The sequence below is a fragment of the Siccirubricoccus phaeus genome (assembly GCF_008360935.1).
GTDB lineage: Bacteria > Pseudomonadota > Alphaproteobacteria > Acetobacterales > Acetobacteraceae > Siccirubricoccus > Siccirubricoccus phaeus.
The window spans coordinates 60,031-80,847 of record NZ_SRXO01000017.1 but is presented as its reverse complement, the minus strand read 5'-3'; the positions used below and the strand labels follow the sequence as shown (position 1 = coordinate 80,847).

At 66.1% G+C, this 20,817-nt stretch carries 21 protein-coding genes; 8 read left to right on the top strand and 13 right to left on the bottom strand.

Annotated elements, in window-relative coordinates:
* Positions 1-112: 112 nt before the first annotated feature.
* The 5 genes from E5N76_RS21280 to E5N76_RS21260 form a co-directional block, all read right to left on the bottom strand.
* Positions 113-322 carry a helix-turn-helix transcriptional regulator gene (locus E5N76_RS21280; RefSeq protein ID WP_149539334.1) on the bottom strand — a complete coding sequence of 70 codons (210 nt, stop codon included), beginning with the start codon at positions 320-322 and terminating at the stop codon, positions 113-115.
* 102 nt (positions 323-424) lie between these two features.
* Positions 425-1,333, bottom strand: coding sequence for a hypothetical protein (locus tag E5N76_RS21275; protein WP_187830311.1), 909 nt, complete (start codon positions 1,331-1,333; stop codon positions 425-427).
* A 13-nt stretch (positions 1,334-1,346) separates the two neighbouring features.
* Complete coding sequence (locus E5N76_RS21270) at positions 1,347-2,513, bottom strand: hypothetical protein (protein ID WP_149539332.1); 1,167 nt, start codon at positions 2,511-2,513, stop codon at positions 1,347-1,349.
* A 115-nt stretch (positions 2,514-2,628) separates the two neighbouring features.
* Complete coding sequence (locus E5N76_RS21265; RefSeq protein WP_149539331.1) at positions 2,629-3,351, bottom strand: ImmA/IrrE family metallo-endopeptidase; 723 nt, start codon at positions 3,349-3,351, stop codon at positions 2,629-2,631.
* 10 nt (positions 3,352-3,361) lie between these two features.
* A complete protein-coding gene (locus tag E5N76_RS21260) occupies positions 3,362-3,763 on the bottom strand; it encodes a helix-turn-helix domain-containing protein (RefSeq protein WP_235907806.1) in 402 nt (133 codons plus the stop codon).
* Positions 3,764-4,175: 412 nt separating this feature from the next.
* Between E5N76_RS21260 and E5N76_RS21250 the strand changes: the two genes are divergently transcribed.
* The 4 genes from E5N76_RS21250 to E5N76_RS21235 all read left to right on the top strand — a co-directional run bounded on the left by E5N76_RS21250 (position 4,176) and on the right by E5N76_RS21235 (position 7,238).
* The gene (locus tag E5N76_RS21250) at positions 4,176-4,691 is read left to right on the top strand and encodes a DUF2924 domain-containing protein (RefSeq protein WP_149539330.1); all 516 of its coding nucleotides are present in this window, start codon (positions 4,176-4,178) and stop codon (positions 4,689-4,691) included.
* Positions 4,688-6,037 (top strand): recombinase family protein, encoded by a 1,350-nt coding sequence (locus tag E5N76_RS21245; RefSeq protein ID WP_207792060.1) that lies wholly within the window; start codon positions 4,688-4,690, stop codon positions 6,035-6,037. Before E5N76_RS21250 ends, E5N76_RS21245 begins: the two co-directional genes overlap by 4 nt.
* The gene (locus E5N76_RS21240; protein ID WP_149539329.1) at positions 6,034-6,444 is read left to right on the top strand and encodes a hypothetical protein; all 411 of its coding nucleotides are present in this window, start codon (positions 6,034-6,036) and stop codon (positions 6,442-6,444) included. Before E5N76_RS21245 ends, E5N76_RS21240 begins: the two co-directional genes overlap by 4 nt.
* Before the next feature lie 98 nt (positions 6,445-6,542).
* Entirely contained in the window at positions 6,543-7,238 is a 696-nt protein-coding gene (locus E5N76_RS21235; RefSeq protein ID WP_149539328.1) for a hypothetical protein, read from the top strand.
* Here E5N76_RS21235 and E5N76_RS21230 read toward each other — a convergent pair.
* From E5N76_RS21230 to E5N76_RS31095, 6 genes are all read right to left on the bottom strand, one after another.
* Positions 7,172-9,280 (bottom strand): N-6 DNA methylase, encoded by a 2,109-nt coding sequence (locus tag E5N76_RS21230; protein WP_207792059.1) that lies wholly within the window; start codon positions 9,278-9,280, stop codon positions 7,172-7,174. The genes E5N76_RS21235 and E5N76_RS21230 overlap by 67 nt on opposite strands.
* Before the next feature lie 824 nt (positions 9,281-10,104).
* Positions 10,105-13,317, bottom strand: coding sequence for a chemotaxis protein CheB (locus E5N76_RS21225; protein WP_149539327.1), 3,213 nt, complete (start codon positions 13,315-13,317; stop codon positions 10,105-10,107).
* A 178-nt stretch (positions 13,318-13,495) separates the two neighbouring features.
* The gene (locus E5N76_RS21220; protein WP_149539326.1) at positions 13,496-14,566 is read right to left on the bottom strand and encodes a fatty acid desaturase family protein; all 1,071 of its coding nucleotides are present in this window, start codon (positions 14,564-14,566) and stop codon (positions 13,496-13,498) included.
* Positions 14,566-15,090, bottom strand: coding sequence for a hypothetical protein (locus E5N76_RS21215; protein WP_149539325.1), 525 nt, complete (start codon positions 15,088-15,090; stop codon positions 14,566-14,568). Before E5N76_RS21215 ends, E5N76_RS21220 begins: the two co-directional genes overlap by 1 nt.
* 267 nt (positions 15,091-15,357) lie before the next feature.
* Positions 15,358-16,071 carry a BON domain-containing protein gene (locus E5N76_RS21210; RefSeq protein ID WP_149539324.1) on the bottom strand — a complete coding sequence of 238 codons (714 nt, stop codon included), beginning with the start codon at positions 16,069-16,071 and terminating at the stop codon, positions 15,358-15,360.
* Between the two features lie 29 nt (positions 16,072-16,100).
* Positions 16,101-16,235, bottom strand: coding sequence for a hypothetical protein (locus tag E5N76_RS31095; RefSeq protein ID WP_268921317.1), 135 nt, complete (start codon positions 16,233-16,235; stop codon positions 16,101-16,103).
* Between the two features lie 686 nt (positions 16,236-16,921).
* Between E5N76_RS31095 and E5N76_RS29700 the strand changes: the two genes are divergently transcribed.
* Complete coding sequence (locus E5N76_RS29700) at positions 16,922-17,347, top strand: DUF2147 domain-containing protein (RefSeq protein ID WP_207792058.1); 426 nt, start codon at positions 16,922-16,924, stop codon at positions 17,345-17,347.
* Between the two features lie 222 nt (positions 17,348-17,569).
* The gene (locus E5N76_RS21200; protein WP_149539322.1) at positions 17,570-17,908 is read left to right on the top strand and encodes a hypothetical protein; all 339 of its coding nucleotides are present in this window, start codon (positions 17,570-17,572) and stop codon (positions 17,906-17,908) included.
* A gap of 80 nt (positions 17,909-17,988) precedes the next feature.
* Here E5N76_RS21200 and E5N76_RS21195 read toward each other — a convergent pair whose 3' ends face one another.
* Positions 17,989-18,462 (bottom strand): hypothetical protein, encoded by a 474-nt coding sequence (locus tag E5N76_RS21195; protein WP_149539321.1) that lies wholly within the window; start codon positions 18,460-18,462, stop codon positions 17,989-17,991.
* Positions 18,459-19,856, bottom strand: a complete 1,398-nt coding sequence (nhaA, locus tag E5N76_RS21190) for a Na+/H+ antiporter NhaA (RefSeq protein ID WP_235907805.1) — start codon at positions 19,854-19,856, stop codon at positions 18,459-18,461. The genes E5N76_RS21195 and nhaA overlap by 4 nt, the downstream gene beginning before the upstream one ends.
* A 293-nt stretch (positions 19,857-20,149) precedes the next feature.
* On the opposite strand from nhaA, the gene E5N76_RS21185 reads away from it, so the two are divergent.
* Together E5N76_RS21185 and E5N76_RS29695 are read left to right on the top strand one after the other, a co-directional pair.
* Positions 20,150-20,329 carry a DUF2934 domain-containing protein gene (locus E5N76_RS21185; RefSeq protein WP_149539319.1) on the top strand — a complete coding sequence of 60 codons (180 nt, stop codon included), beginning with the start codon at positions 20,150-20,152 and terminating at the stop codon, positions 20,327-20,329.
* Positions 20,330-20,534: 205 nt separating this feature from the next.
* On the top strand, positions 20,535-20,684 hold the full coding sequence (locus tag E5N76_RS29695; protein WP_187830309.1) for a hypothetical protein: 150 nt from the start codon (positions 20,535-20,537) through the stop codon (positions 20,682-20,684).
* Positions 20,685-20,817: the final 133 nt, after the last annotated feature.

Here is a 20,817-nt window from a genome sequence, read left to right as displayed (position 1 = left end):
GTCGTGGTGGAGACTGCCGGGCCCCGACGCGGTTCGGAGCAGACCGTCCAGGTATTTCCGCCTGACGGCGGTGTTGCATTCCCTGGAAGACCCGGCAGGAAACCGGGTGGGATCAGGCGGCGCGCGCGGGGGCGCCGGCGGCGGTGCTGTCACGCAGCTGCGCCGCCTCGAAGGCCTCGATGTCCTCGAGGCGATAGGCGATGCGGCCACCGATCTTCAGGAAGCGAGGGCCCTGGCCGATCCAGCGCCAGCGCTCCAGCGTGCGCGGCGAAACGCCCCAGCGGCGGGCCAGCTCGGTCTGGTTAAGGTGCCTCAGCGTCATGGCGCTTTTCCCCGCTTCGTGTCCAACGACTGCGGGGAAGGTCGCTTCAGAGCAGGGAGAAGAACGAGCCAGCGACCGGGAGAAAAACCGGGAGAAATCCGGCTAGAGGTCGAAACCCCAAAGCCGGTTCACCGACTTGATGTGCGGCTTCAGCAAGGCCCATTTCTCCCGGCCAAAGAGGCGAGCAAGGCTGCCATGATGAGTCAGCTCGCCGATGCGCAAGCGCTTGTTGGCGTAGTAGGCAGCCACCAGTTTCTTAATGGCGGCGATCTGATCGGCGGACTTGAAGGGGATCGGGTCGCCATTGCCGATACGGAGCCGGGTTCCATCGGGCGATAGATCCAGAGGTCCTCTCGAAGGGGCCATGGCGACGCCGCGCAATCTGGCATCCAGGATTTCGGGGCTTACCGCCAGACCATTGTCCGCGGCCAGCACATCCCTGATCGCCACAACGATCGCGCCAGGCAGCGAGATGCTCTGCAGGCGCGCAGGGCGGCTACTGCAGAGAAGGACCACATCGCCAGGATAAGGCCGGGCCGAGAGTGCGGCCTCCACCTGCCGGCGTGCAGCGGGCTCCCACAAGCGACGGGCGAACCAGATAGGGGTCCGCGCGGGGCGCTTGCCGAGCCTGGCTTCACCGAGTTCCCACAGCAGCCCGTCCACCAGCTGTCGGGGAGAGCGGCCAGCGGCCCAATCGAGCTTGCCCCCGAAGGCAGAAAACAAGGGAGAAAACCCGACCTGGTAGCGGGTCAGCCGCTCTGCTGGCACCTGGGTCAGGCCCGCGGCGGAGCTGAAGTAGGCAAGTCCACCGATGGCGGGAATCAGAGCCACCGGCACGTCGTCGTGGTCCGCCTGGGACGCAGAAACTGCTTCGTACCCATGCGGGGCCAGGAGGCCGCGGGTGGCCAGAACGGCAACGGGGCCGGGCGACAACTCCGCCACGGCCCCGCTGAGGTTGGGCTCCTCAAGGTCCAGGACCTCGAGGAGCAGGGTTACGGCCTCGGCCGACAACCGTGGAGGGTTGTCAGACATCGCGCAGCAACCGCCAGCGCCGCAGGTACTTCCTGCCGATGAGGCGCTCACGATCGGTGCGGTCCTTCAAGTCGCAGCCCTTCGGCATGGAGATGGTGATCGGCAGCGTCCTGCCACCGCGGGAGCCAGGCACCGCTCGGAAGCGAATGGTGAAGCGCACCTGGGTGATCTTGTAACCGCCGGCAAGCGGGTCGTATTCGCCAAAGCGCGCGGCTGCGGCCTGCCAAATGCTGCGTTCCGCGCCACGCATGCATTCCAGGGTCACCCGCTCGCCCTGAGTCTCATAGGGCATCAGGCGCATCATGGTCAGCTTCACCGACTCGATGTTGTCCTCGAGGTCCGTCGGGAAGTCGAAGGGCTGCAGGAGGTGGTCCAGCGAATACTGGCGAACCGGGATCCGCTCGCCCTGGAAGGGGGCACCCAGCATGTGCTCCGCGAAGAGCCGCACCAGGTCCTCACGTGTCTCGCGGGCCTGCGCCACCACCTCGATCGTGCCGGTGGCCGGCTCATAGGTGATCGCCGCCTCGATCACCGGCCTGAAGGGCAGCCGGTCGAGCTTGCCATTCACGAAGGCGCGCCGGTCCCCAGCCCGCCCCTCCCGGTAGATGGCGACCTGGATGAGTTCCGCGTCGTCACCCTCCAACGACGGCCGGGAGCGGTCGCAGATTTCGGCCTCGACATTCTGGCTGTCGAAGCGTTCGGCAATCGCCTTCTGGAAGGTGGTCACGGGAGTGCCGGCGCGCGGTACCGTCAGCCCGGGCTGGCACTCGAAGGCGTCCCACATGCGGCCGTACCGCCGATCGTCAGCGTAGCGGACCTCCTCGGCACGGTCGAAGCCACCCTGGTCGTTGAGGAACATCCACAGCGCGCGGGCATGGCCGTTTTCCAACGCGTCTAGTGTCTCGCTGGCGGTCGTGACGGCGTAGAGCGCCGCCTGCCCAGCCTCGTCAGCCATGGCGCCGACGCGGTCGGCGTCGTTCATGACGCGCATGCGATCGGTGTCGGTCATGGCATCAACCGCCCGCAGCAGGGGAGGCACGATCGCACTGGCCGCGCCCTCCCACACGACGTCGTCCGGCAGGACGGCATGGATGGCGGCGAAGTAGGACTGCAGGGACGCGGGTGGCGTGCTGCGGATGAAGTCGGGAACGGTGGGCAAGGGAGGCGATACTCCGAATCGCGCCGGCCTATCCGGCGTTTCGCGGATTGACGTATCAATCTCCAGTGCGCGAGCGCAAGAGAAATTCTACGCTCTTATGCGTAGCTCGCCCTGGTCAGCCGAACAGTGTCGGGGCGGTCGGAGTGTCGGAGACGAGACCCAGCTTCCGGAGCCGCACCCTGGCCGCGTCGGCGGACACCTGAAACTTGGCCATGACGTGGCGTTCGGCCTCCTCCGCCGGCGCCGTCCCGATCAGCGCCGCGCCGTGGATACCATAGCCAGAGAGGAGGTCCGCGATGGCGCGCCGGACCACCGATGCCGGCATGAGGATGGCGCCGCTAACATAGCCGGCCTGCCATTCCATCCAGTCGAACTCCTTGGTCTCCACCATAGTCGCGCGCTTGCAGACCGTCCGGGTGTCGGCGGGAGAACTGCGGAACAGGTGCGGCTGAGCGGCGAACAGCTGGTCGAAGACGGCCCGGTGGTAGAAGGCGTGGCCGAATTCATGGGCCAGGGTCGTGCGGAGGCGATTCTCTCGCTTTGGCTCGTTCGCCAGGTGCTCGGAGATCATGACCTGCGGCATCTCGCCTGGCAGGAAGCAGGTCATCCCTTCGACGTCGTCGCCCTCGGCCGAGAGGTCGGCGTACTGGTCCAGGCTGCTGCTGTACTGTTCGACCAGGACTGTGAGGTCATCCGTCTGTAGCGGATAGCGGACCTCCCCATACCGCCGCTGCAGGAAGTCAGCGACGAGCCGCTCGGAATCGCGGTCGATCTCGGCCGCACGTAGGTAGAGGCGCTGCGGGAAGCGTCCCGACTTGTCAATCGACCAGCTCGCCACGGCTCCAGCTCTATTGCGACAAATTCCTCCGGAAGGCCCGGAATGCCTGCGCAACAGTAGCAGGATCTTTCGCTTCGCGTCGAACCTCGTCGGGAATCTTGCCCGCAAGAACGAAGAGGTAGTCTTCGTCGGCGTCCAGCGCCTTCGCAAACTCCCGAATCAGCTGGTCGGAGGTCGGGCTGCGGCGGTCGTGTTCGATGTCATTGAGGTACTGCGGCGATATCGGGCCGGTGCCGTCGTCCTTCTGGACCGCCGCCGCAAGGTCCTTCTGACTAATCCCTTTGGCCTTTCTGGCGGCAACGATGGCCTGCCCCAGAGTAGGCGTCCGCGCCGTCATATCCTTTGCATCCAGCGAAATCCTTGCCTCAGCACTTCGCTGATTGCCGTAGTCGGGGGGCGAGTCCTCCGTCAAGCGACGAATTCTCATGGGCCTGGGATTTTCGGACGGCATTGCGAAGGCAGGTCCGATTCGCGGAGTCGCCTCGCGCCTACGCCGGCTGGATGGCTTGAAGGCCCCTACGCACGACTGCGCGCCCGTTCCTTTCTAGCCGCGATGCTTCGCTAGACGATTGTTTTTGCTGTTTTTTCTGGCCAATCCGCCCGATGTTGCTCGCAATCATGCGCCCGAGCCCCATCAACCTTCACCTTCCACCCCACCTCCGCGAGGTCTGTGCCATCCTGGCTGCTGGTCTCCTGCGGCTGCGCAGCCGCGCTGCCGAGGAACTGGCCCAGGATGCGGAACAGCCTCGGGAGCCGGGAGAGGGTCGCCTACACTCCGCGCCCCGGCAGCGCCGTCATGCCAACCCGACTCGTCGGAGACAGGCATGACGAAACGCCCGAATCGCACCACCCAGCCCCCCGAGGCGCCGGCCGCGGTGGTCACCAGCATTCCGCCGGCCAGCGTGCTGCCCCGGCTGGCGGCCCTGCAGACCGCCGACATCGCCGAGCTGAAGCAGCAGTGGCGCGAGCTCTGCGGCACCGAGCCGCCACCCTACAACAGGAAGTTCCTGGAGAGCCGGCTCGCCTACCGCATCCAGGAACTGGCCTATGGCGGGCTCAAACCGGAGACTGTGGCCAGGCTCGAGGCCCTGGGCGAGCAGCTCGATGGCGGCAACGTGGTGCTGCGCCGCGTCCGTGCCGGCGAGGACCGGCCGATCGCCGGTACGCGGCTGGTCCGGGAGTACCAGGGTATCCAGCACACGGTGACCGTACTGGCGGACGGCTTTGAGTATGAGGGCCGGCCCTACCGCTCCCTCTCAGCTATCGCCCGGCACATCACCGGGACGCGCTGGAACGGCTGGTCGTTCTTTGGCCTGAAGAGCCAGCGGGGGCAGGCATGAGGCGCAAGGCGACCGCCGCGGCTGAGACCGCGATGCCGGCCACGGTGAAGAAGCTCCGCTGCGCCGTCTACACCCGGAAGTCGACCGACGAGGGGCTGGAGAAGGAGTTCAACAGCCTCGACGCCCAGCGCGATGCCTGCGAGGCCTTCATCGCCAGCCAGCGCGCCGAGGGCTGGGTGCTGGTGCCGGACCGCTACGACGATGGCGGCGTCTCCGGGGCCACCCTGGAGCGACCCGCCCTGCAGCGCCTGCTGCGCGACATCGAGGCCGGGCGGGTCGATGTGGTGGTGGTCTACAAAATCGACCGCCTCAGCCGATCGCTCATGCACTTCGCCAAGCTGGTTGAGGTTTTCGACGCCAATAACGTCACCTTCGTCTCGGTGACGCAGAGCTTCAACACCACGACCAGCATGGGCCGGCTGACGCTCAACATCCTGCTTTCCTTCGCCCAGTTCGAGCGGGAGGTCATCAGGGAGCGGGTGCAGGACAAGATCGCCGCCTCGAAGGCGCGCGGCATGTGGATGGGCGGCTCGGTCCCGCTCGGCTACGAGGTGCGCGACCGCAAGCTGGTGGTGAACGAGGCCGAGGCGGCGCGGGCGCGACGGGTGTTCGAGCTGTTCGCCGAGACCGGCTCCGGCGTGGAGGCAGTCCGGCGGCTGCGCACCGAAGGCGTGCTGACCAAGACCGGTCGACCCTTCGACAAGGGAGCGCTCTACCGGCTGCTGAACAACGCGACCTACCTCGGCGAGGTTACACACAAGGGGAAGGTCTACCCCGGCGAGCACCAGGCCATCGTGCCGCAGGAGCTGTGGGACCGCGTCCATGCCATCCTGCAGGAGAGCCCGCGGGTCCGCGCCAATCAGAACCGGCGGCAGACCTTGGCGCTGCTGCGGGGCCTGATCTTCGGGCCGGACGGGCGCGCCATGTCGCCGACCCACACCCGACGACGGGGGCGGCTCTACCGCTACTATGTCAGCCAAGCCGTGCTGAAAGGAGAGAGCAGCGACTGCCCGGTCCGGCGGCTGCCGGCGGCCGAGATCGAGGCCGCAGTGGTGGACCAGGTCCGGGCACTGCTGCGCCAGCCCGAGGTGGTGGTCGGCACATGGCGGGCGGCGCGAGCCGAGGCGCCGGACCTGACCGAGGCCGAGACCCTGGCCACCCTGGAGCGGTTGGACCCGCTGTGGGACGAACTGTTCCCGGCCGAGCAGGCCCGCATCGTCCGGCTGCTGGTCGAGCGAGTCGAGGTCAGCCCCACCGGGGCCGACATCCGGCTGCGGCTGGAGGGGCTTGCCAGTCTCGTGCGTGACCTCGGCGGCATCGGCGCTGATACCCGGAGAGCCGCATGACCACGGCCGCCAGCATCACCGTCCGTGTCCCGCTAACCGTCCGGCGCCGTGGCGGGCGGAAGCTGGTGGTCACGCCGGACGGCAGCGTGCCTGGTGCCGCTCCGGCGCGCACGCGGGCAGATCCGGCCCTGGTCAAGGCGCTGGCCCGGGCGTTCCGGTACCGGAAACTACTGGACCAGGGGCGCTATGGCTCCATCAGCGAAATGGCCACCGCCGAGCGAATCGACCGCGGCTATCTCGGCCGCCTCCTGCAGCTGACGCTGCTCGCCCCGGACATCGTCGAGGCGATCCTGGATGGACGGCAGCCAGTCGACCTCAGGCTGCCGACCTTGCTGGAGCCATTTCCAGTAGAGTGGGACCAGCAACGCACCAGCAGCTTCGGTATCCCCTCTGCACCTACGCGGTGAACACCTCCCGCGGTTCACCCCACAGGGCCAACCCACCTTTGGGATTGCAGCCCAAGCGGATGATTGAAGTTGATTAAGGGATCGGCCATCCTGCGTAGATGGTTAAATATCCTTCGCTGGCCGAGGCCAATCTCCACGGGATAGCGGCCGGTGCTGCGCTACGTGGAGCAGGTGTGCCCGGTGACTTTGTCACCGCAATTCGCACAAAAGCGCTTAAAACAGCCCGCAAGACAACGGGCCTTCATGCCACGAACCGAGAGTATAGATGGCAGGAGTCCACCTCTCATCCTCAATACGGGACAGAACACGACTGCAAGATTATATTTGTTAAGCTTATCGCGCAGGCGTTCTGCTTCGACAACGCCCCGCCAGTGCCTACTCAACTATCGCGTGTGGGAGCTGAAATTAAGCCTCTAGGCCCAGATCTCAAGCAAATCTTTGAAGATCAATACCTAGGTCACCCGATTGAACCTGGAACCTACAGGGACTCGCTTCTGCTGGAGCGCTTTGACTTCAATGACTTGATCGCTGAAGGCCTCAACCCGAAGCATGGACACTCAAGCTTTCACCTCGGGCATGAGGATCCAACGCGCAAACCGAAGCACACACCCGATAACACGGCGTGGCGCACAAAAAGGAGCAACCTCATCCAAGGCGATATGACCCTCCGAGAATCACGAATTTATTTCGTGAAACTCATCGGGCGATATTTTGACCTCGGTGAGATTCAAATCGAGGGAGAGGCCACAGCAGCGGCAATGAATGCATCTGCCTCGGAGGAAGACTTAGAGTGACTCCCTGCTGACGGAGAGAATTTAGGGTCAACGATCAAGAGTTTTGCACGGCGAGCTAGTTCTCGGGCCTCGACTCGATCAGCTACAACCTTCCTGACAATTTCCTCAATCTCCTGGCGAGCCTCACGAGATCTTGGCAGTGGCAGGACAAGTTCGTTAATCCGATTCCCAAGCGAGTCAATGATGTCTTGCGTAAAGGTCTTGGCCTTAATCTGCCGCTGGACAGGTTCAGACGAGAGCGCCGCCAGGAGGAGGTATGGCGAGAGACGGTCTGGACGAAGGCAACGGATTTTATAAATATGGCTCTGATATACAATCCTCTCATCATACTCAGAAACGATTGCACAAGTTCCAATGAGATATGTGCCGTCACGAACCATCAAGATATCGTCACGCTTAACATCCTGACTTTCCTTTAGGCGCTCATAGACTTCTTCTGACACGCAATGCTTCGGGTCAATTTTTATTTCCCAGCCGGACAAGTCAGACGTTCGAACGAAGGGAATTGGTCCTGTCCCGTATGCAAGCTTCCCGACCTCATCACCGGTCCTGATCTCGATTGCCATTTCATCGACCAGTTCTTGTACCGATACGAGCTCGTGCGTTTTAGTTAGGTGATGCGTCGCCCTGGCTGCGGTCGGTTCGTGATAGCGAGGGGATAGAATATTCGCCTTCAGGACTTTTGGATCGACCTTGTAGCCAAGCTCCCCCGCTTTTCCTTCTTTGAATGCCTGATAGTCGTCTGCGATTTGGGGAAGATCATCCTTCGGGATAGTGCGTCCGCGGGAATCATGGCCACACCATTTGGCCTCGGCCATGAAAATGCTGGACGCGCGCGCACCTTTTTCGATGACCAGCAGGCACGTCTTAGTATGAGTGCCTCCCTTACCCGAAGACTTGAAGAGTGCCTCTGGCATGCCGACCACAGCGCGAACTGCGGCATGGTCGCGTATGAACTGCACTACATGGCCATAGGAGCGGCTACCGAGCATGCTTTCTGGAACGACAATGCCAGCTCGCCCCCCCTTTCGCAAAAGCGAGATAATCCGTTCCATAAAGAGCACCTGCGGTGGCGCTTTACTTGCTGCCAGGGAGCCTTGCTCGTAACCGCCGCTCTTAGCTCGCTTCCACTTGCGGCCAAGCGCGAATCCAAGCTGTGTAGTAGGTGAGACGCTCTGGATATTCTTACCAAAGGGCGGATTCGTCAAAACCACATCGAATTCGCCAAGGAGATCAGACGGATCAAGATCTTTTTCGTCTGTCTCGAAAGACAGCGCATTCGCCCCATAAACCTTGGCAGGCACACCTAAGATGGCAGTACGGGCGCGAGCAAGCGCTGCGAGATAACTGTCTTTTTCGATTCCAAATAGATGCAGGCCTTTTGGCGTGTTTTGTGCCGCCCAGACCAGAAAACCGCCAGCCCCACAGGCAGGATCAATGACCTTCTCGCCTGAGGAAGGGGCCACTGCATCCACCAGCCAACGCCCCGCATTCTGGGGAGTAAAGAATTGCCCCTCGGAGCCCCGGATTGAGGCACCGATAAACGTCTCGTAGAGATCACCGACAGGGTCACGGTCGGAAGCGAAGAGGTCGATGCGTGCGAGCTGCCGGTCAATATAGCGTATTGCACTCGGATCGAGCAGGATCTCGTCCCGCTCATTGAACACCCCGGGGATTGGCTCAAAGTGCTCGCGATATTTCCGAGCCAAATCAAGATCGTCGACTGGGGTGCGAGCGGTTAGGGCACCAAGCAGGAGCATCTGCTTGCGAGCGAAGAGGCACTTCATGACCTCCTCGAGCAAGGCTCGATCTCGCGTTGCGCCGAGCATACGGCCTGCTAGGAAGTTTCGGATCTCCTGGAAGATCGCCTTCTGATCCGCTTCTGCCTTGAGGTTTGCCCGCATGTCTTCGTTCCACGACGCGGCGTCAGCGCCGCGAATCAGATGATGATTCGCATCATACGCTGAAGCAGGACCTGCTTCGAGCGTCGCCGCTTGTGGATAGCCGGGATAAGTAGAATCTTGTGGGTGTGAGTCGGCCATTGGGAACTCCAGGTGCGTGGAGCCCACTCACTGCGCTGAGCCGGCCGGGAGCCAAGCTGCTTTCTCGGGATCGGCGCCAAGGCGAATCGCCTCAGTCGGTCAATTGCGGGATGCTTTGGCTGCTAGGAGATCCTGGCCCTGAATGCGCCGCAGCCTGGAAGAGAGGCAGAACATCATTGTGTGCACGGCCGTCCGACCCTGGCGGGCACAGCACGCCAGAGGTTGGACGTACCCCACTAGGCCAGTTTCCCGGGCGGCGAGTTTGGCACCGCGCCGGACCGTGTGGCTGGGCCAGCCTTAAGTTTCGCGTTCAGGCTCGATCGGCCAGCATCGAAAACGCAAGCTAACTGGTTGCAAAGTTGCCCAACATCATACTGAAATCAATGCTTTAGGCCTTGTAGACTGAAGCGGCCAAGTCCCAAGGTTTGGAGAGGATGCGCCGTCTGGAGAGAGAATTCCGGCCCGCTCAGACCCCGGCACTCCCAAGGTTCACGCGCCAACCCTGGCGCAACCTGCGGTTCCAGGCGCCGCCTACCCAACCGGAGAGCGAGTTTATAGGAAGGAATGGTGTGGCGAGAGGAACCGGAATCCAACCATCTCTGAGGTATCGTTCGCTGCCGCCGCAATCTCGAGCACGCCGATAGCACGTCCAACCTGCCTGTGGATGGGCGCGAGGATGGCCTTCATCCAGCACTGCAGCGGCGCTGGTTATTGGCGCCGTTGGCCGCGGTGCATGACGCCATCGGTGGTGCCGGCCGCGGCCGGCGCTCCCGGGTGCTCCGCTCCGAGGGCTCCGCCTCCGCCCTCTCTGTCAGGCCTCTCGTTCAGCTTGACGGCGGGGGCCCGCCCCTCGCGACCACGTCGTCCAGCCCGCCACGGCCAGGGCCCGAGGTGACGCTGAGTGGGAGCGTCAGCGTGGCGCGCAGCCCCGCCTCGGCGAACTCGACCTCGATGGCGCCGCCGAGATCGTGGCGCAGCTGCCGCTCGATGAGCTCCGAACCAAAGCCGCGCCGCCCGGAGATCTGCTGCACCCGCGGGCCGTCCTCCTCGCACCAGCGCAGGACGAGCCGTGCCGCCGCGCCCTCGCCCGCCACCGACCACGCCACCCTCACCCGCCCGTGCTCCGCTGACAGGGCGCCGTGCTTTGTCGCGTTTGTCGCCAGTTCGTGCAGCACCATACCAAGCGCGAGGGCCGCCTTTGGCTTCAGCCGCACCGGCGGGCCCTGAGCGGCAACGCGGTCCAGCCCCTCCGCATAGGGCCGCAGCTCCTTCAGGACCAGGTCCCGCAGCGGTACGTCACTCCAGCCCCCCTGCGAGACCAGCTCGTGCGCGCGGCCGAGCGCCCGGATCCGGCCGCCGAAGGTGCGGCCGAACTCCTCCAGCGACGAGGCCCGCCGCAGCGTGCTGGTCGCGACCGCCTGCACCACTTGCAGCATGTTGCGGACCCGGTGATTCAGCTCGTCCACGAGGGTCCCGAGGACCTCGCCCTCGACCACCTGGGTGACGTCGAAGAAGGTCACAACCACGCCGTCCACGGCCCCCTTCGCCGTCCGGTAAGGCAGCATCCGCATCAGGTAGTGGGCGGCGCCGTCGCGCGCGGTGACGCGCCGCTCGACCGGTTCCCGCTCGTCCAGCACGCGGCGCGTCTCCCGCCGCAGGTCCACCCGGTCGAGGTGGCTGGCGAAATCGGTGAGCGGCCTGCCTCGGTCGGTGGCGACCAGGTTGAAGATCGCGGTCACCGCCGGCGTAAAGCTGCGGATCACGAGGTGCTGGTCGAGGAACACCGTCGCGATCTGCGTGCTGTCGAAGAGGTTGCGCAGGTCGGCGTTCGCCCGGTCGAGTTCGTCCACCTTGCCGGAGAGCGCGAAATTGGCCGTCCGCAACTCTTCGTTCACCGATTGCAGCTCCTCCTTCGAGGTCTCCAGCTCCTCGTTGGCGGACTGCAGCTCCTCGTTAACTGAGACCATTTCCTCGTTGGCGGACTTCAGCTCCTCGGTGGCGGTCTCGTACTCCTCGACCGTGGACTGCAACCGTTCGCGGGTGTCGCGCAATTCGCGCTCAAGCTGCACGACGGCGCCGTCCCCCTGCAGCTCGGCGCCGGCAGGCATGGGCGCATCCGTCCGAGGCAGCGGCGGCCCAAGATCGGCGAACAGCACGACGAAGAGCGGGTCGGCGTCATCACGCACCGGCAGCGGCGCGACGGTCAGCGCGATCGCCTGCCTGCGGTCCTCCACTTCGACCTCGACGCGCGGTCGCACAGCCTGGCGGCGCGTCTCAACCGCCTCGCGGAGCGCGGCGCGAAGCTCCAGCCGCAGGCCGCGCCGGGCCATCGAGAGGAGCTGGCGGCTCGGCGCTCCGGTGGTCGGCTCCAGGTACTTCCCGAGCCGCGCCGACTGGTGGACGATGTCGCCGTCGCGGTTCACCACAACGTGGGGCGGCGTGAACTGCTCGAGGACAAAGCTCTCCACCGCCTGTCGCAGCCCGGTCCCGCCGCCGGCGTAGGCCCGGCGAGGCGGTGGCGCGGCGCGCCACGGCCGCATGGCGCCCTGCGCGGCGGGTTGGATCTGGAGCGGCACCCCCGCTATCGGCGCATGCTGGCGGCGCCGGAAGATGCGGTGGGCCTTGTCCTCGGGCGTGAACAGGTCGGCGTGCCGCGTGATGGTTTCGGAAACGCCGAGGAACAGGAAGCCGCCCGGCCGCAGCGCGTAGTGGAACAGCGGGATCACCTGCTCCTGCAGTTGTCCGCCCAGGTAGATCAGCAGATTGCGGCAGGAGACAAGGTCGATGCGGGAGAACGGCGCGTCGCGAATGACGCTGTGCGTCGAGAAGACGCAGAGGTCGCGGAGCTCCTTCGACGCCGCGTAGGCGGCGCCGTCGCCCGCGAAGAAGCGCGCAAGCCTCTCCGGCGCGACACCCGACATCATGCAGGCGGGGTAGCGGCCACGGCGCGCCACCGCGAGCGCCGCCTCGTCGATGTCGGTGGCGAAGATCTGCGCCTGGGGGCCGCCGGGCTGCGCGTCCATCCGCTCGCGCAGCAGGATGGCGAGCGAGTAGGCCTCCTCGCCCGTGGCGCAGCCGGGCACCCAGACGCGCACCGTGTCGTCGGCACCGCGGCCCTCGAACAGGGCGGGGATGACGCGCTCGGCCAGGGCGGCGAAGGCGTCCGCGTCGCGGAAGAAGCCGGTGACGCCGATGAGGAGGTCGCGGAAGAGGGTGGCCGCCTCCTCCGGATCCTGCCGCAGACGCGCAAGGTAGGCATCGAGGTCCGGCAGCCGCAGGACCTGCATCCGGCGCTGCACCCGGCGGAAGAAGGTCTTGTCCTTGTAGCCGGAGAAGTCGTGGCCAATCCGGGCGCGCAGGACCCCGCAGATGGCTTCCTGCGCCGCGGCGGCACGCCCGGCCTCCTCGGCGTGCGCATCCGCGGCGATGGCGTCCCCGGGCGTGCCGAGCCCCCCGGTGAGTTCAGCGAGCCTGACCGGCATTTCCTCGACCGGGAGGACGAGATCCACGGCGCCGCCGGCGACGGCGCTGGCGGGCATCTCGGGGTAGCGCGGCGTGGTGCCATCGGTGCCCTGCGCCAGGGTCAGGCCGCCCCACTCCTTGATGGCCTTGAGACCGAGCGTGCCGTCGCTACCGCTGCCGGAGAGGACGATGCCGACCGCCCACTCACCCTGGTCCTCCGCGAGCGAGGCCAGGAAGACATCAATCGGCTGACGCTCACGGCGGGCCTCCGGGGGCTGGCGTCGCAGGACGAGCCTCCCGGCCGCCATGGTGATGACCGCGTCATTCGGCAGGATGTAGGCGTGGCCCGGCTCCACCGCCTCGGCATCACGCGCCGGCACCACGGGCATGGAGGTGCAGTCGCGGAGAATCGCCGGCAGGGCGCTCTCATGATCTGGACCGAGATGGGTGACGACGACGAAAGCCATGGCGAGGGGCGGCTCGGGCATGGCGCGGAACAGCGCCTGCAGCGCCTCGACGCCGCCAGCGGAGGCGCCGATGCCGACGACGGGAAAGCGCTTCTCGGCCCTGCGCATGGTTTTCTCCTGGTTTGGCAGCGGCGACCTGTGTCGCGGAGCGGCTGGAGGCCAGCGAGGCGCCAAGGAAGGCTCCTTTGCCGTCGTACCCTGTTAACCACCTTCGGATGCGGCAAGGATGCTGCCCGGCAACATGCCAGATTCCCCCTGGGAAAGCCCGCCCAAATCTACCTGACGCCTAGTCTCGGCCGCGTGGCTGCCTGCCCGCGGCCTCCGCGAAGGTTACCATGCGTCCGGCAACCTCGTCCCACAGCACATAGCACGGCGCGGAGAGCGCGTCGCGCAGGGTGACGACGTGCGCGCCGGCGAAGGCCGGGTGCGCGTTGTGGCAGTCCTCCAGCCGGTAGTTTGGAATGCGCGGCGCCAGGTGGTGCACGTGGTGGAAGCCGAGCCGGCCCGTGAACCATCGGAGGATCGGCGGCAGCCGCAGGTAGGAGCTCCCCTCCAGCGACGCCGTCAAGGGGTCCCACGCCGCGTGCCGGATCCAGCGCACGCCCTCGAAGCGGTGTTGCACCGAGAACAGCCAAACGCCGGCGATGCTCGCCGGGACCATCACGGCGAGCAGCACCGACACCATCGGCCAGAACCCCAGTATCAAGCAGAGGCCACCATAGGCGGCGGCGAGCGCGAGGTTCGTCAGATGCACGCCGCGACGTTCCCGGCGCCAAGCCGGCGGTGCGTCGAACGGGATGCGGTAGAGCACGAGGAAAACGAGCGGCGGCAGGAGGAGCTGCGCGACGAGCGGATGCCGCACTGCGCGGAAACCCAACCGCCGCCAGCGTCCCAATGCCTGGTACTCGGCGACAGTCGTGCAGGTCGAGTAGATGTCGGCGCCGCGGTCCCGGTGGTCGAGGTCGTTCCAGACCGCGTGATGCGCCGCGTGCTGCCGCCGCCAGTGACTGTATGGCGTGAGCGTGAACAGGGAGCAGAAACGGCCCACCGCGTCGTTCGCGCGCCGGGAGCGGAACAACGAGCCGTGCCCGCAGTCATGCTGGAGGGCGAAGACCCGGACCACGAGACCTGCCGCCGGGAGCGCAAGCACGAACATCGGCCACCATCCCAGACGGAGGCCGGCGTGCATCGCCGCGAGCAGGGCGAGCAGCGGCGGGAAGGTTGTCGCGATCTGCGACAGGGCGGCACGCGGTAGCGCCTCCTGGAAGCGCAAGGCGACTGTCCTGAGATCGCGCCGATCGGATCGGCCCTGCGTCGTCGCGGGGCGGTGGGCGTCGATGCCGGCGGCCGGCGGCATCAGCCTCTGCTTTGCGGCCAGGTGACAAAGAGGCCGACGTCGCCGGGCATCCCACCCGGAAAGGTTAGGATCCGGGCGCCGAGACCGAAGCCACCAGGCTGCAAGGCGTCACGCCAGAACTCGACGAAGACCTGTGCGCCGGCCGGCAGCGTGTCCTGCCAGCCTGGAACCCGGTTGTTGATCTTCCGCCCGCCATCTGTACAGAAGTCTGACGGGAACGAGACCAGCATCACCTCCCGCTGGTCATTCTCGAAGGCGGCTTTGACCTTCGAGAGCATGGTGTTGCGATCTGCGTCGGTCAGGCGACGAGCCTCGAAGCGTCCGCGAGCGTCGGCCCGCTGCTCGCGCGCGCGTCGCGCGACGTCCTCCGCGGCGGCCTCGCTGCGACGGTCCCGCTCGACCCGCGCCGCATAGAGGTCGTCGAGGGAGAGCGAGAATAGGGGCTGTGGTCCTCCGGATGCGGGTTCGGCTTGCCGTCCGCTGCTCCGCCCGACATCGACACTGCGCGAATCTTTGGTGCCCATTGACTGCGTTCCTCCCGCTCTGGTGCGGTCGGGCTTCCCGCTGGAGTTGCGGGCCTGCATCACCTGGAGCGAAGACTGTCCGTCCACCTTCCAGCACAGCCCTCTCCTCGCCCGCTATCCCACACTGCTCCAGCACGCCCTTGTTCTCGCTCTGGCTTCCTCACCGGACAAAGACTTCATCCCTGGCGGTGCCCTATGCGCTCGGCGAGCTGCTACGACGCCACTGGAATCACTGGAACAGCCCAGAGCGGGCCGAAGCCTATCGTGCTATAGATCGCTCCCAGCATGATCGCGATCGACAGCAGACAGAGCGCCATGACCAGGCGGAAGCGGTGCTCCGACACGTAGTCGGTGAAGGGCGCCAGGTATGGACGTCGTGTGTGGATCTGCATTGTCATCTCCTCGCCCAGTCAACGCGTTCTGCCCTGGGCTACGTGATCGAACCGTGATGCGGTCCATCACTTCGGTGACGCCGGGGGCTGCCCAGGCGATGCGCTCGGCGAGATCGCGCTCCCGCCAGGAGTGCACCTGCCCGCTCAGGACTACTTTGCCGCCGACCGCGGTGATCAATACCTCCATCGCGCCCAGTCCGGCCTCGCGTACGAAGACGGCTTCGATGCGGCCAGCGACATCGCCGCTCTCCGCGTCACCGCCATAGGCCTCGGCGACGCCGCGTGTGGCCTCAGTGCTCCGTCCGTCACGCTCGACCGTGACCTGGTTGGCGACAGCCACCACACCCTCGACACCGACGATGAGTCGCTCGACCTCCACGCGTTCCACCTCGGTCCCGACCGTTCCAGTCAGTGTGGCCCGCGCCTGCGCAATCCTCACCCGTATGCGCTCGCGTCGCAGCGGTGCAGCGGAGAACAGGACCTGCAATACTCGCTCGGCGATTGCTTCGTCCGAACTGGCGGCCGCCACCGGAAGATGGACCTCCAGGCGCGACACCGTGTTCGTCGGCCCGATCCTGTCCTTACCCATGGCCGATGCTCCCGTCGATCTGCGCACTGCTATCCCTTCTTCGGAGATCCGGGTGCAGCCTGCGCCCGCGCCGCCGCGAACGGTGAGGCGATTGCGACGGGCTTCGCCTTCGGCTGCTTGGGCTTCTTCGCCTCGCGGCTCTTCCGCTTCTGGCCCTTGGCCATGGGTGCTCTCCTGGTTCAAGAGGTCGGTGGCGCGGTCGGGCGTCCACCGGCCGGTGCACTGGGCCGGTGCGCAGCGGCGCGGTGAGCGCCGGATCGGGACGCCGTGCCGGGGCGTTCCTGCCGGGCCCAGCGGTATGCGTCCCGAGCGATCGTGAGCGCGGCCGTCGCGGCGCATGCAACGAAGGCGAAACCAAGGACGCCGCTCCGGCTGGGCGAGCGTGCGCTCACCCTCTTCCCGCGGTCCGCGGCCCAGCGGACCGGGTCCCGGGCCTTGGCTGCGTGCTCCGGCATGCCCTCGTTCTCGCTCCGCTCCTCGGCAGCACGGTCGGCGATCTCGTCAGCGGGGTTGGGCTTCATCACGTGTATTCCACGATCGTTCGGCCGCGAAGATCGCGGCTCAGCGCATGGTCGCGGCGTTTGTGGAGCAAGGTGCACCGCGTGCGCCTGTGTGCATGAGATCGTGTTTCGTGACGGCGAATAACAGCGTGCCCCGGAGCACCATTACGTGCTCTCGGGCCCGCTACCCCGCCGCTCAAGCTGAGGGAGGGACGGCGGGCAACAACATGGAGGAGGCGGCCGTGCTGCCACGTTCGGTTGACGCCGGTCCCCGCCCGGATCGAATGGGGAACTCTCGGTCCGGCTTGCCGCACAGGCTCTGTCGAGCGGCCTTAATACTCACTGCCCTCATGGCCTTGGCGATTCTGCGCACCAGCGCCTTGGCTGCCGTTCCGGAGGGCGTTTGGCTCATCGACGGGAAGGCGGCCGTGCAGATTTTCGACTGCGACGGTCTGCTCTGCGGGAGGATTCTCTGGCTGCAGACGCCCCGCGACCCACAGGGTCAGCTGAACCGGGACCGGCACAACCCCGACCCGGCGCTGCGGCAGCGGCGGCTGTGTGGGATGACCATTCTGTGGGGGTTGCGCTCGTCTGGTCCCAGTCGCTGGGACGGCGGCTGGTTCTACAATCCGGAGGATGGAAGGACCTACAACGTTACGGCAGAACTCAGGTCTGCCGATCTGATCGTGGCACGCATCTACTCGGGCGTCCGGATCCTCGGCCAGACCAAGAGCCTGGTCCGGGTCCGCCACGGAACGTCGGATGGGTGGTGCTGAGCACGGGAAGCGTCCCAAGTGATACATGATCCGACCGGCGTCGCTCTGGCCGCCCTGGTATGGCGGCCGGCGACTGGCCATTATCCCTAATCGGTGCGCGTCCAAGACGAGCGACCACTGCGACCAGGCGGGATCGGGAGCGAGGGAAATCAAGTTCACACGACAAGCGGCATGCGATCCCCTTGGAGGTCTACTGTGTCCGGCGTTCGCAGAGGAAACGTCATGAGGACCATGCAGGGAGTGACGTTGACCCTCGCGCTCGCTCTGCCGCTGCAGGGTCTGGCGCAAGACGCCTCGGACCAACAGCGAGAGCGGCAGCTTTCAGGAGAGGTGGCGCCCTGTCGCGTCCGCCAGGGGCACCGAGACGCACCGGGCGATACGAACACCGCAGCCGGCGCCATGACGCTCATTGCGTGTGCGCGGGCAATCCAGGCTGGGGGCGGCACCTGGGGACCATACGAGGTCGAGGTCGGCACGGGCGGCCAAATCCATGTCAACGACGAACCTGTCAGTCTGCTGCGGAGGCTCGAAAGCCAGGACGAAGAGGGCCAGCGCGGCTGAACGGTAGAGTGGCAGCATTGGGGGATGCCACCGGGCAGCCATCACTCACGCAGGCGCACCCTGAAGCCCGAGGACCTCGGTCAGTCGTCGCTCTCAGGCGGCGTTACGGCAGTGCTCGCGCCGCTCTTCTGCTCCAGTCGGATCAGTTCCGCGAGGGCCTCGGACAGACGCCTGCTGTACTCGTCGCCACGCGTCAGGTCGCGCTCGAGCGCCACAGCTATCTCGGCGGGCGGCCAGGCGATCGAATCCACGCCGTGTGATGCCCCTGCCCCCGGAGCGCTGACACGGCAGACCACCAACTCGTCTGGAGTGAGAGATCCGTCCCGAGCCTGCCAGCGCGGTGCATGCAGACCGGTGAGAGCCTGGCGCAGCGCGGCGGTGGCCTCACGCGGCGGATCGGAGGCACTCGGGCCGGGTGTCTCTGTCTCGACCAGGAACACCGCGCCGTGGGCGCCTCCCTGTTCGATCCAGACACGCCGGATCCCAACTGCCCTCAGAGCGCTGCTCGCCAGGGCGAGGGCGCGACGGCTGTTCTCCAGATTTAGGTTGGTCATACTGCGGACTCCTTCCTCTCGGACCTGATGTGGGACCGGCCGTCTGCATTCGTGCGGTCCGAAATCGAGGCGAAGTCCCGGCCTGGTCGGCCCAGCCAGGCCAGGAGGGCTAGCCCGGCGGTCGCCGACACGATGGACGCAGCCAGGATGCCGAGCTTTGCGGCGTCGAGAAGCGCGCCCTCGAAGGCGAGGTCAGCGATCAGCAGCGCCATGGTAAAGCCGATGCCGGCGAGCATGCCGCCTCCGGCCAGCGCGGCCCAGCCAAGATCGCGGGGTCGAGCTGCCAGGCCCGAGCGCACCGCGAGCCAGGCAAAGCTCACCACGCCGAGAGGCTTGCCAAACACAAAGCCCACCACAATGGCCAAGACAAGCGGCTCAGCTAAGGCGTCCGAGGAGAGGACCACTCCAGCATTGGCGAGAGCGAAGAGTGGCATCACGCCGAAGGCGACCCAGGGGTGTAGGGCGGCCTCAAGCCGCTCGACCGGGGACAGCGTCTCCCGCGCAGCTCGTGCAGCTGAGCGGAGCGCCCTACGGTCCTCCGTGCTGCCACTCCAGTGGTCGCCGCCTGGTGGGAAGGCGAGGACACGGCCCAGAATGGCGCGGAGGCGCCGGTCGCTCACCCAGCCGCGTGTCGGCGTCAGCAGGCCGAGCGCCACACCGGTAACAGTGGGATGGATCCCGGACGCATCGACGGCGAGCCAGATCAGAGCTCCCGCCAGGATGTAGATCGGGACGCTCCGGACGCCGACCAGCGCCAGCGCCCGCACGGCTGCGACACCGGTTCCGGCGGCGATGAGGGAGGCCCAGCCGATCTCGTCGCTGTAGCCGACCGCGACCACGAGGATAGCGCCGATGTCGTCGACAACGGCGAGCGAGAGAAGGAACACGCGCAGACCTGTCGGGGCGCGCCTGCCGAGGATGGCGAGGCATCCGATGACGAAGGCGGTGTCCGTCGCCATCACCGTGCCCCAGCCGTGCTGGCCAGACTCGCCTAGTTGCAGCGCGAGATAGATGGCTGCCGGCACGAGCATCCCTCCGAGCGCTGCTGCGATGGACAACGCCGCCACCCGCGGGTGCCTGAGTTCGCCGAGCACCAACTCGCGCTTGAGCTCCAGAGCGACGACGAAGAAGAACAGCGTCATCAGGCCATCGTTGATCCAGTCCCTTGCCGGGTGGACGAGCGTCAGCGTGCCGATCTGGAGGCCCAGAGGCGCCTCCCAGACCGCGAGGAAGCTGTCGGCCCACGGCGAGTTGGAAAGGATCAGCGCGGCCGCGGCTGCCAGGAGAAGCACTGCGCCGCTGGCCGTCTCGATGCGCAGGAAACGCGTAAGCGGCCTGGTCAGGCGATCAATGGGCTCTTTGGGCAGCTGGCTCAGCCGCGGGTCGTCCCTCAAGTCTCGATGCATGCCCGTGGCCCTGACGATGATCGCCTGTCACATGGTAACGCTCGGTGCAGGTCGGCGGCTGAACGACAAGCTCAATGTCACGATGCCTTCGTCGCCCGATCTCCCACTCGAGTTCTGTCTCAGTCGCCCCGTCGCCCAGGAGGTCGCACCGGAGAACTCGAATCACCTTCGTACCGGCAATGACTCGCGCCGTGCGCGACGTCCAACCCGATTCATTTTGCTGCGGCGTGCGGCGTTCTCCCATGCAAGAGCGTTGGGGGCTGCATGGCGGGAGGAAGGGCATGTCAGAAGCCGATCAGGACCTTGAACGCCGCATCCAGCTGTGTGCCTACCTGATGTGGGAAGCGGAGGGCAGGCCGGAGGGTAGGTCTGACGAGTACTGGTATCGCGCGCGCGAGCGCATTGAAGCCGAGACGCAATCGGCCTATCCCCCCGCACAGTCCAGGGGGCACCAAACCTAGTAGGGTCAGGCCGGACGCAGACCGCCTCCGCAGGGAGGCCTTGCCGCCGTGCCGAAGACCCTGCACGGGCGCATTGTCCTTTCAGAATCCGCTGCAGGTCCGGACAGGAGCTCGTCCGGCAGCCAGATAAGCCGATGTCCCGCCGACCGCTACCTGCGGCGGAGCTGTGTCTCGGCTACACCCAATGCCCGGAAGGATCCACACCATGGCCGGTGCTCTGATCTACTGGGGGGTAGCGGCGTTGCTCGCAGCTGCTGCTGCAGCTCTGACCTGGATACATATCGGGCCCGGTCTCGCAGTCCTCGTGGCGCTTGCCACCATCATGCTCGGCGTGCGCTTTGTCATTGCCGCATAGAGGTGCGGAAGACTGTACCTCGGCAGATTCGTAGCGGCAGCGGAGCGGGCGCGAGCCAGCCCTGATGCACCGGCCGGGAATGACCGTGCTCGGCGCGGAGCCGTGATCTTCCCACCAGCGTGGTCGCGGCGGG